The sequence below is a fragment of the Mycobacterium sp. genome (genome assembly GCF_035623875.1).
Taxonomy (GTDB): Bacteria; Actinomycetota; Actinomycetes; order Mycobacteriales; family Mycobacteriaceae; genus Mycobacterium.
Genome location: NZ_DASPSP010000329.1, coordinates 1 through 9,424 on the forward strand (window position 1 = coordinate 1; position 9,424 = coordinate 9,424).

Consider the following 9,424-nt stretch of genomic DNA (forward strand, 5'->3'; position numbering starts at 1 on the left):
GATTGAACTGGAGCTGCTGCAACGGCTGCACCGAGCGATCGGCTTAGAGATCGACGATCCCGACGCGGCCGTCCTGCTGCACGCGGACGGAGAGGCCGCCGCCCGCGCGAAGTTCTTTCTCGATCTAGGGTTCGATCCCGATGACACGGTCGCCATGATGCGGGTGGTCATCGAGAACCTGGGGCACGTGGCGGAGATCATGCGTGAGGCAGCGCTGAAGACGCTGCTGCGACCCGGAGCCAGCGAGGTCGAGTTGGCTCAAGCGGCGGAGCAGTTGGCACTGCGGTCCGCCCCGATGCTCGCGGCGGTGATGGGGGACCTGATACGCCTTGAACTGCGCCGCTCCTTCGAGACGGACGCTGTCACTGCCGCCGAGCGGGCGGCGGGCACGCTGCCGGGTGCCCGCACTGTGACGGTGTGCTTTGCCGACCTCGCCGGATTTACCAGGCTGGGTGAGGCGATTCGTCCCGAAGATCTGGAACGCATTGCCAGCCGATTCGCCGAACTGGCCCACAATGTCGCGCGATCGCCGGTGCGATTCATCAAGTCGATCGGCGATGCGGTGATGCTCATCAGTTTCGATGCAGTGCCGCTGCTGCACGCAGTCCTTGACTTGATCGATGAAGCAGCGGAAAACGACCTGCCCCCGTTGCGAATTGGTGTTGCGTCTGGACTCGCGGTCAGCCGTGCCGGGGATTGGTTTGGCAGTCCGGTAAACGTGGCCAGTCGGGTCACTGCCGAAGCGCGTCCAGGAACCGTTATGGTTGCCGACTCCGCGCGTGACGCCGTCGGCAACGCCGCGGGTTTGGAGTGGACGCCGGCGGGCGCACGACACCTCAAAGGCGTCCCCGACGAAGTGAAACTATTCCGCGTCGGCCGTATCACTCCTTAGCCAGCGCCGGATTGGATGCCGTTGCGGTCGCCGAGACCCCGGCCTATTTGAGCGCGTATACGTCGAACAGCACTTCCGGTGTTGCCGGAGTGGCTTGACCGATGGAGAAGCACTGCAAACGGTTCATCCACGTGTAAGCCGGATGCGCCGTGCGAAATAACGGGGTTGCGCGCACGGCAGCGCTGGAAGGCGCCTCGCCCCCAAGGAACTTTTCGTAACCGTCGGGACCCAGGTCCATCACACCGGTGTAGGTGATTTCTATCAGCGCGCCGTCGTGGCTCTCCAGTGCGCCCCGAACGTCAACCATGAAGACGCCGTCGGTCCGCAGAGTGCCGAAGTCAGCCCCGCCTGGCTTCACACTGCCTTGCAGACGTGGCCCCGTGATCTCACGCCGACGATGGGGAAGTCGATGCGCAAATCGCCCGGAACCGGGCCGATGACCTGTGGCGGCGCGAGCTGAAGACGATACGTGAAGAGGTGTTCGATCTGGTAAGGGTTCATGCGTGCTAATCCTCGTTTCTCGGGATCCGGACTCGGGCCGGCCAAGAGACGCCAACCCTGAATCTAGAATGGTCAGACCAAGATGGCAATGACTCTTAGGAGGGATGGCCGCGGGGTACGGCGAATTGCGCCTCCCCTCGATGCGACCTCTTAATGAGCGCGTTCGAACGTCATCGAACTTTCCGAATGGCAAGCCTGCGAACCGTTATGACCTGCGCCCAGTAAATCGAGCGCGACGTCCCCGATCATGTCCTCCTGGCCACCGACCAGGCCGCGTCGGCCGACCTCGATGAGGATGTCGCGCACGTCCAGGCCGTAGTCCTGTGCACTACGCTCTGCGTGTCGCAAAAAGCTCGAGTAGACACCGGCATACCCGAGCGTCAGTGTTTCGCGGTCGACACGGACCGGTCGATCCTGCAATGGGCGGACTAGGTTTTCGGCGGCATCTTGTAAGGCGAACAGATCACATCCATGCTGCCAGCCATAGATATCGGCGACGGCAACGAACGCTTCGATAGGACAATTGCCGGCTCCCGCGCCATGACCGCACAGCGACGCGTCGACACGGTAAACACCTTCTTCGACAGCGATTACCGAGTTGGCGACCGATAATGACAGGTTTTCGTGAGCGTGAACGCCAATCTGAGTACCCGGCTCGAGCAAGTTGCGGTAGGCGCGTACCCGGTCTCGCACATCGCGCATGGTGAGGCGTCCGCCGGAGTCAGTCACATACACACAGTGCGCTCCCGCATCCTGCATCAGCTTTGCTTGTTGCGCAAGGAGATCCGGCGCCGCCATGTGGGACATCATCAGGAAGCCGGAGACATCCATACCCAGATCGCGTGCTTTGGCGATGTGCTGTTCGGCGATGTCGGCCTCGGTGGCGTGGGTCGCTATGCGCACCGAAGTGACTCCGAGGTCGTGGGCGGCGACAAGGTCGTGGATGGTGCCGATCCCGGGCAGCAGCAGGGTGGTCAGCCGCGCTCTGTTGACGACCTCGGCTGCGGCGGCGATCCATTGCCCGTCGGTCGAGCTGCCCGGTCCGTAGGTGAGGCTGGAACCGGCGAGGCCATCGCCGTGGGCCACCTCGATGGCCGCGACACCGGCTGCGTCGAGTGCGGCTGCGATGCGGCGCAATTGGTTGACCGGCAACCGGTGCCGGATGGCGTGCATGCCGTCGCGCAGTGTGACGTCCTGGATGTACAGCTGCGTCATGACACTCGTTCTTCCCTTCGCGCGCTGATACTTTCGCCGACTCGGAGTGCGGCCGATGTCATGATGTCGAGGTTTCCGGCATACGCGGGCAGGTAATGAGCGGCGCCCTCGACTTCCAGATAGATCGACACCTGCCAGCGGGGTCGGCCTTGTGCAGTGTCTACCAAATCGGCCGCAGGGTCGTCGGTTTCAAGTCGGCGGAACTGCACTCGTTGCTTGAGCCGGTAGCCGGGCACATAGGTGGCGACGGCATCGACCATGGCCAGCACCCGCTGTTCGACGGCATCGGGATCAACGTCGCCGATCAGGCAATGCACGGTATCGCGCATGATCAGCGGAGGGTCGGCGGGGTTGAGCACGATGATGGCTTTCGCCCGCTTGGCGCCGCCGACGACCTCCAATGCCTTGGCTGTGGTCTCGGTGAACTCGTCGATATTGGCCCGGGTGCCAGGTCCGGCGGACTTGGACGCGATTGAGGCGACGATCTCCGCGTAGAGCACCGGCGTCGTTTCGGCGACCGCTGCCACGACGGGGATGGTGGCCTGGCCGCCGCATGTCACCATGTTGACGTTCGGGCTCTCGAGGTGTTCGTGCAGGTTCACCGTCGGCACCACGAATGGTCCAATCGCTGCGGGGGTGAGGTCGACCAGCTTCTTGCCGTGCGGGGCAAGTAGCCGGGCGTTGTCCAGATGTGCGGAAGCCGATGTCGCGTCGAAAACCACAGCGATGTCGTCGAACTCCGGCATCTCAATGAGGCCGCGCACGCCGCGCGGGGTGGTCGGCACCCCCAGACACTGAGCTCGTTGCAACCCGTCGGATGCGGGATCTATCCCCACCATTGCACCCATCTCGAGGTGTTGAGACAGCCGTAGCACCTTGATCATCAGGTCGGTGCCGATATTGCCCGAACCGATGACGGCGACTTTGGTGCGCGTCATGGCATAACCTCCGTGAAAGACACCTCGACCGAACCGATTCCGTCGATGTCAGCCGTGTAGCTGCTGCCGGGACGCACCGGCACCATAGGGCCCAACGCGCCGGAGAGCACAATGTGGCCTGCGCGCAACGGAGAGCCGTTGTCTTGGGCGGTGCGAGCCAGCCACCGAAGTGCGTTGAGCGGGCTGCCCAGACAGTCCGATCCCCGCCCGCTGGAGACAACGACGTCGTCCTGCGTGAGTCGCATTGTGCGCGAGACGAAATCGAGGTCGGCCGCGGCCGCCACTTCCGAGCCCAGGACGAACAGGGCCGACGAGCCGTTATCGGCGATGGTGTCGACAATGCTGATCGACCAGTCGCGCACCCGCGAATCGACGATTTCGATGGCCGGCATCGCGATGCCGGCAGCAGCTCTGATTCGTGAATCGGACAGGTCGCCCTCAAGGTCCTCGGCCAGAATGAAGGCGATCTCGGCCTCGACCTTGGGTTGCAACAGCATGTTGGTGGTCACGGTCGCCCCCGACGCCACCTGCATGTCGGCGAACAGCACGCCGGAATCAGGCTGGTCTACGCCAAGTTGGCGCTGCACTGCCGGGGATGTCAGGCCGATCTTGTGACCGACGATCCGGCGTCCGCGCTGCTGTGAATCCTCAGTGAGTAGGCGCTGTACCGCATAGGCGGCTGCGATATCCGTTCCGCCCAGGATGTCACGTACCGGGTCGCATTGCTGCGGCGCAGCAGCGGCCGCGATCAGCCGGTCCGCGGCCGCGCGTAAACCAGAGGTGGTGAGGGTCATCAGGTCGTGTCCTTCAGTAATGGGGGAGGGCCTTTCAGCCCATGCTGCTGCCGCCGTTGACGTAGATCGTCTGGCCGGTGATGAATCTGCTGTCCTCGCCAGCGAGAAAAGCGACTGTCGCCGCGACTTCGGCTGGATCTCCCGGGCGTCCAAGCGGGACGATCGCAGTTCCCTGCTCGACGACATGCTCTAAACGTGCTGGTGCCTGGCCGGATTCGAGCAATGCTGCCAGTTCGGGTGTGCGCACATAGCAGGGTGCCACAGTGTTTGCCGTGATGCCGGCCGCGGCAAACTCACGCGCGAGGCCGGTGATCATCGCATGCACACCGCCCTTGGCGGCGTTGTACATCGCGTGGTCCACCAGCCCGGTCCGCACCGAATCGGCACCGATGTTGATGATGCGTCCGTGGCAGCGGGAAACCATGTGCGGTAGCACCGCTCGCACGCAGTAAATCGTCGTCCACAGGTTGTTGTCGACGGTGGCCCGCAGCGTCTCTTCGGTGTGTTCGAGGGTCGGCCGGATCACGCCGCCACCGGCGTTGTTGACCAGAACGTCGATGTGGCCGAGCGTCTTGATCGCCGCAGTCGTCAGGTCGTCAGCCACTCCTGGTTGATGGAGATCGCCGGCAAAGCCGCCCGCGATGGGTGCCTGCTGGCATACCCGCTCTAGGTCTTCCTTGCCACGGGTAGCGGCGAAAACCTTTGCACCATCGTCGATCAGTCGTGCGGTGATCCCCAGGCCGATGCCAGAAGCAGCGCCGGTGACGACCGCTGTTCGGCCTGCCAGTGAGCCGAGGCTCATAGGATGATGGCCACATCGGAGACCGAACGCAGATCCGTCATATCCAGTTCGACACGCTTGCAGGCAATCCGGAAACTGTCATCGGTACGGCGCAGCCGGTAGCGGTACCGGCCGACGTAGCAACTCGATCGTCCAGCCCGGAATCGCCAGACCGTAAATGACGCCGTGACCGAGATGTCCTTGGCCGCCGCGTCTACCCGCACGTTGAACACCTGGTGGTTCGTGCGGGAGTGCGGGTACTCGCGATGGGCGCGCCGGCTGTTGAGTCGTTCGACCCTGGCCGTCAGCCGCACATGGTTATCGTCGATTAGCAGCAGGTCATGGGCTGGATCGCCGTCTGGAGCGTCGTTGCAGGGCACCTCGTACTTGGCGTCATCGTCGAAGAGCAGCAGCCAGTCGTCGAGTTGCCACGCGTCCAGCAATGCGGCTTCGGCGTAGAGGAATTCCTCAACCTGCTGTCTCGAAATCGCCTGCTGCGCCGGTGCCATCGCGGTCATCGGGCACCTGCCAGGTCCGCCGCGGTACCCATCTGGTGCTGCCAGCGTCGCCAGAACACTCGCATTTGTTCTTCATCGTTGGCCTCCGGGACACGGCCCATGCCGCGGGAGATGTCGTTCCACTCGACACCGCCGCTGGCAAAGCCCTGCTGGCAGGATTCCAGCGCCTCCATGTCATCCGGGGTGGCGAAGCCGCCCGGACCGAGAAACGTCAGGAAGCTGTCGAGCCGTCGGTGACGCAGGGCAGCGGGCTCGTTGCTCGGTGCCAGTGCCCACGCGGTGACGTCGACGACGTCAGGCGCCGGCGGGTAGAAGGTGCGCACCGTCACCGCCATGATGTCGTTGATGATCAGGTTTGGGTAGATCAGCAGGTTGCGATTCACTTCGGTCATCGCATGCGCGCGCTGCTCACCGTGGCGGGCAACCAGATCTGCACGCAAACGGTCGATTTCGGTGCGGGCTTCCTCGCCGAAGAGCGGCTCCCACTTAGCGACGGGCCGACCCCACGGCGAACTGTATTCGATCACCGCGTGACCGTTGCCGAGGTCGACTGCTTGACCGCTGACGCCGCCACGCAGGTCGGTCCCGATCGACACCAGATACTTGAAGTAGGTGTCGTGCGTAGACTCGGCGTGGTAGCCATCGAAGCTGTTCTCCACCAGCAGCTTCCAATTGGCCCCAAAGCTGTACTCGTTGGTGCCACGAGCCATCTCGACCGATCCGCCGCAGCCGTCGACGACAAGATCGATGTAGTCCTTGGCGCCGGCCAGATAAGTCGGCAGGTCTTGGATGCCGGGGTCGAAGCTGGCAAAGACAAAGCCCCGGTACGACTCGACGCGCGCCACCCGCTTGAGCCCCAACTCGTCGAAGTTCACTCCTCCGGCGTAAGCATCGCGGTCCGGCACGCCCTTGAGTTGGCCTTCGGAGTCGAAGGTCCATGCGTGGTAGAAGCACTGAAAAACTTTGGAATTGCCGGAGTCTTGGCGGCACACCAACGCACCGCGGTGCGTGCAGGAGTTGTGAAACACGTTCACATTGCCGGTTTTCACTCCGCGAACCATGAAGATCGGCCGTCCGCCGACCGGTCGTCGGACGAAGTCACCCGGCTCGGGGATCTCGGACTCGTGCCCGACATAAAGCCACGATTTGCCGAAGATCCGCTCGACCTCGGCTCGGTGTACCTCAGGCGAGGTCATCGCCGAGCGATGCACCCGAAACCGTTGAGCCACAGGATCATCGACGACGAGCGGCATGCGCGCTGTCACCTCGGTTGCCGGGCTAACCCACGGCTCGACGCCGGTGCTCATGGCCGGGCCAGGTAGTCAGCGACCAGCGCGGAGAACTCATCTGCGCGCTCGATCTGGGTCCAATGTCCGCATGCGCTGAACACATGCAGATCGGCGTTGGGCAATAGCCCCAGCATGGTGATTGAGACTTGCAGAGGTACCACCCGATCCTCGCGGCCATGAATGAGCAGGGTCGGCGTGGCGATGGCGCGCACCTCGCTTTCGCTGATGCCCAATTCGGATCCGGCGTGCCGTGGGTCGAAGAACATCGCGCGATAGGCCTCGTAGGCGCCGTCGGCGATGCTGGCCTCGTAGCGAATCGCGACGAGCTCGTCGGTGATCATCGCGGGGTTGACCGCGAAGTAGTTACGCAGCAGTTCGCGCATCGCATCATGCGACGGCTCATAGGCGCGCAGTGCGGCAAGACCCTCAGTGGGTGTCATGCCGACACCCGGCGTGCCCATCAGCACCATCTTGGTGATCCGGTCCGGTCGGTCAGTGGCCATTTGCAGGGCGATGCGCCCGCCCAGCGAATTGCCGACAACTCTGGCTTTTTCGATGCCGTGTGCGTCCATAAACGCCCAGATGTGATCGGTCCAGGTGCGAAGCGAGTACACGATATCTTCGGGCCGGCCGGTGGTGCCGAAACCGATGATGTCCGGGGCGAGCACGCGGAAACGTTGCGCCAGCGTCGGTATGGTGTGCTGCCAGTTGGCCAGCGCCGAGACCCCGGGGCCGGACCCGTGCAGCATAATGACGGGTTCGCCCTCACCGGCTTCGACATAGCTGGTCTGGATGCCTCGGGCATCGATGGTACGTGGCTCTAAGGCGGTCGCTGGCGCAGTCGACGTCGTCATACCGTGGATCCTTCCTTGAATACGGCAAAACACTTGTTGGAGTTGAAGACATCTGTGGTGACGAGTTCGGACCATTCCAGGTCCAAGTCGAGTTCCTCGACCGCTCCGGTCAGGCAAAACCAGTTCAGCATCTCGTGCTGACCGGAATCGACGATGTCGCGGCTGGGGGTGGCTTGCCACGTCTGGTAGTCCCGGTCGACGAACAGTTGATATAGCCGGCGATCGGCGTCGGTGTCAGGTGTGATGTGCCAGGTTTTATCCGTCAAAAATGCATGCGACCAGCTCGACGATGCCACCAAAGCGACTCGTAAGTCCGTGTCGCGGAACGCGTTAGCGACTGCGCGGCCCAGTGCGAAGCAGCGGGCAGGTGTCGGCCCGGACGGGTCGAGCTGTTCCTCGGCGATGGCGGCGAAGCGCGCCAGGCCCCCCCGGCGCGCGATCGCGTGCTGTCCGTAGCAATTGACCGTGATGGGGATCAGCCGGTAGTCGAAGTGCGATCCGGCGTTGGGGTAGTCCAGAAACAGCTGGGTGTTGACGATCGCGTGCGGAAAAGGTGCTTCGCTGCGTTTCCGGTAGGAGTAGGCGATGTCGAATCCTTGGCTTATGAGCTCGTCTGCAAGTCGGCGGGCCTCGTTCGCGGCGCCGTGCAGGGTGATCGTCGTCTCGTCGGGCAGACCCCACGCATTCGGGCTGCCGCGGTGCGTCATCAGCTCGAAGGGGTTGACGTCGACATCGCCGTAGGCGAGCACGCAGAACGGGGGGATGACTTCTTCGCGAAAGTTCTCGTACTGGTCGTCTCCCCATACCACGACGACGTCAGGAGCGAACTCGTCAAGGGCTTCGCGGCAGCGAGCAAGGTTCTCCACCAATAGCTTTCGGTGATGTGCGGCAGAGCCGACGCCGCCGTCGCTGCCCCATTCGGCGCGCATCGACGCAGACCAGGTGGCGGGGTCCTTCGCCTCGGCGGGAATGTCGGGGTCAGTTAAGGTCCATCGCAACAGGTCCGCCATATGCTCGTCGGTGCCGGCCAGCAGCGGATAGTGGGTCATGCCCAGACCCAGGAAGTGCGCCATAATGCTCCTCCAAATTGGTGCGGCAGATCCTGCGACGCAAGTCAGCGGGCAGGGTGGTGACGATGTCGTCAAGCGGCTGCGGCATCGCCGAAAACGGGTAGTCGGATCCGAAGACAACGTGGTCGTTGCCGAATACCCGGACCGCTGCGTTCAGCGCTTCGCGGTTATAGGTGAGGCAGTCGCACCACAGTCGTCGGGCCAGCCGACTCGGTAGGTCGGGTGAGTCGGCGGAGACGCCGGTGATCGTCGCTCCTTTGTCGAGTCGTCCGATCAACGCCGGCAGCGCGCCGCCACCGTGCGCCAGGCAGATTCGCACTTCCGGCCGACGCGCGAGTGCTCCGCTCGTGATCAACGTCGCCGCTGCCAGTGCCGTCTCGATCGGCATCCCGGCGCCAAACCCCAATCCGAGTGCGGTGACCCGGGGCGGTAGATCCTGGTCGCTGGGATGTACCAGGACCAAAGCGCCGAGTTCATGCGCGACAGCAAAGAAGCGGTCGAGGTTGGGGTCGGCAAGCTCGGTATCCCCAACCCGCGTGCCGATCTCGACACCGAGAAACCCCTGGTGGCGC

Annotated in this window: 12 protein-coding genes; 1 reads left to right on the forward strand and 11 read right to left on the reverse strand. The window is 63.5% G+C overall.

What is annotated here, in order from left to right; translation table 11 throughout:
• Nucleotides 1–892 (forward strand): adenylate/guanylate cyclase domain-containing protein (locus tag VEI45_RS26115; RefSeq protein ID WP_324857694.1); only part of this gene is annotated, 892 nt, incomplete at its 5' end.
• A 43-nt stretch (nt 893–935) separates the two neighbouring features.
• On the opposite strand, the gene VEI45_RS26120 is transcribed toward VEI45_RS26115, so the two are convergent.
• From VEI45_RS26120 to VEI45_RS26170, 11 genes are all read right to left on the reverse strand, one after another.
• The gene (locus VEI45_RS26120; protein WP_324857696.1) at nt 936–1,250 is read right to left on the reverse strand and encodes a DUF3237 domain-containing protein; all 315 of its coding nucleotides are present in this window, start codon (nt 1,248–1,250) and stop codon (nt 936–938) included.
• The gene (locus VEI45_RS26125; RefSeq protein WP_324857698.1) at nt 1,247–1,393 is read right to left on the reverse strand and encodes a hypothetical protein; all 147 of its coding nucleotides are present in this window, start codon (nt 1,391–1,393) and stop codon (nt 1,247–1,249) included. Before VEI45_RS26125 ends, VEI45_RS26120 begins: the two co-directional genes overlap by 4 nt.
• A 150-nt stretch (nt 1,394–1,543) precedes the next feature.
• Nucleotides 1,544–2,608, reverse strand: a complete 1,065-nt coding sequence (dmpG, locus tag VEI45_RS26130) for a 4-hydroxy-2-oxovalerate aldolase (protein ID WP_324857700.1) — start codon at nt 2,606–2,608, stop codon at nt 1,544–1,546.
• The gene (locus VEI45_RS26135; protein WP_324857702.1) at nt 2,605–3,546 is read right to left on the reverse strand and encodes an acetaldehyde dehydrogenase (acetylating); all 942 of its coding nucleotides are present in this window, start codon (nt 3,544–3,546) and stop codon (nt 2,605–2,607) included. The genes dmpG and VEI45_RS26135 overlap by 4 nt, the downstream gene beginning before the upstream one ends.
• The gene (locus VEI45_RS26140) at nt 3,543–4,340 is read right to left on the reverse strand and encodes a 2-keto-4-pentenoate hydratase (protein ID WP_324857704.1); all 798 of its coding nucleotides are present in this window, start codon (nt 4,338–4,340) and stop codon (nt 3,543–3,545) included. Before VEI45_RS26140 ends, VEI45_RS26135 begins: the two co-directional genes overlap by 4 nt.
• Nucleotides 4,341–4,374: 34 nt before the next feature.
• The gene (locus VEI45_RS26145) at nt 4,375–5,142 is read right to left on the reverse strand and encodes an SDR family NAD(P)-dependent oxidoreductase (protein WP_324857706.1); all 768 of its coding nucleotides are present in this window, start codon (nt 5,140–5,142) and stop codon (nt 4,375–4,377) included.
• The gene (locus tag VEI45_RS26150; RefSeq protein WP_324857708.1) at nt 5,139–5,639 is read right to left on the reverse strand and encodes an aromatic-ring-hydroxylating dioxygenase subunit beta; all 501 of its coding nucleotides are present in this window, start codon (nt 5,637–5,639) and stop codon (nt 5,139–5,141) included. The genes VEI45_RS26145 and VEI45_RS26150 overlap by 4 nt, the downstream gene beginning before the upstream one ends.
• Nucleotides 5,636–6,946, reverse strand: coding sequence for an aromatic ring-hydroxylating dioxygenase subunit alpha (locus tag VEI45_RS26155; protein WP_324857710.1), 1,311 nt, complete (start codon nt 6,944–6,946; stop codon nt 5,636–5,638). The genes VEI45_RS26150 and VEI45_RS26155 overlap by 4 nt, the downstream gene beginning before the upstream one ends.
• Nucleotides 6,943–7,782 (reverse strand): alpha/beta hydrolase, encoded by an 840-nt coding sequence (locus VEI45_RS26160; RefSeq protein WP_324857711.1) that lies wholly within the window; start codon nt 7,780–7,782, stop codon nt 6,943–6,945. The genes VEI45_RS26155 and VEI45_RS26160 overlap by 4 nt, the downstream gene beginning before the upstream one ends.
• A complete protein-coding gene (locus VEI45_RS26165) occupies nt 7,779–8,855 on the reverse strand; it encodes an extradiol ring-cleavage dioxygenase (protein WP_324857713.1) in 1,077 nt (358 codons plus the stop codon). The genes VEI45_RS26160 and VEI45_RS26165 overlap by 4 nt, the downstream gene beginning before the upstream one ends.
• Nucleotides 8,761–9,424, reverse strand: a 664-nt coding sequence (locus VEI45_RS26170; RefSeq protein ID WP_324857715.1) for an amidohydrolase family protein, incomplete at its 5' end; no start/stop codon positions are given. The genes VEI45_RS26170 and VEI45_RS26165, both read right to left, overlap by 95 nt.

Bases quoted from the DNA above. Each gene is read 5' to 3' on its own strand.
- VEI45_RS26145 (WP_324857706.1), bottom strand. From the start codon at position 5,142: ATGAGCCTCGGCTCACTGGCAGGCCGAACAGCGGTCGTCACCGGCGCT.
- VEI45_RS26135 (WP_324857702.1), bottom strand. From the start codon at position 3,546: ATGACGCGCACCAAAGTCGCCGTCATCGGTTCGGGCAATATCGGCACC.
- VEI45_RS26155 (WP_324857710.1), bottom strand. From the start codon at position 6,946: ATGAGCACCGGCGTCGAGCCGTGGGTTAGCCCGGCAACCGAGGTGACA.
- dmpG (WP_324857700.1), bottom strand. From the start codon at position 2,608: ATGACGCAGCTGTACATCCAGGACGTCACACTGCGCGACGGCATGCAC.
- VEI45_RS26150 (WP_324857708.1), bottom strand. From the start codon at position 5,639: ATGACCGCGATGGCACCGGCGCAGCAGGCGATTTCGAGACAGCAGGTT.
- VEI45_RS26165 (WP_324857713.1), bottom strand. From the start codon at position 8,855: ATGGCGCACTTCCTGGGTCTGGGCATGACCCACTATCCGCTGCTGGCC.
- VEI45_RS26125 (WP_324857698.1), bottom strand. From the start codon at position 1,393: ATGAACCCTTACCAGATCGAACACCTCTTCACGTATCGTCTTCAGCTC.
- VEI45_RS26140 (WP_324857704.1), bottom strand. From the start codon at position 4,340: ATGACCCTCACCACCTCTGGTTTACGCGCGGCCGCGGACCGGCTGATC.
- VEI45_RS26160 (WP_324857711.1), bottom strand. From the start codon at position 7,782: ATGACGACGTCGACTGCGCCAGCGACCGCCTTAGAGCCACGTACCATC.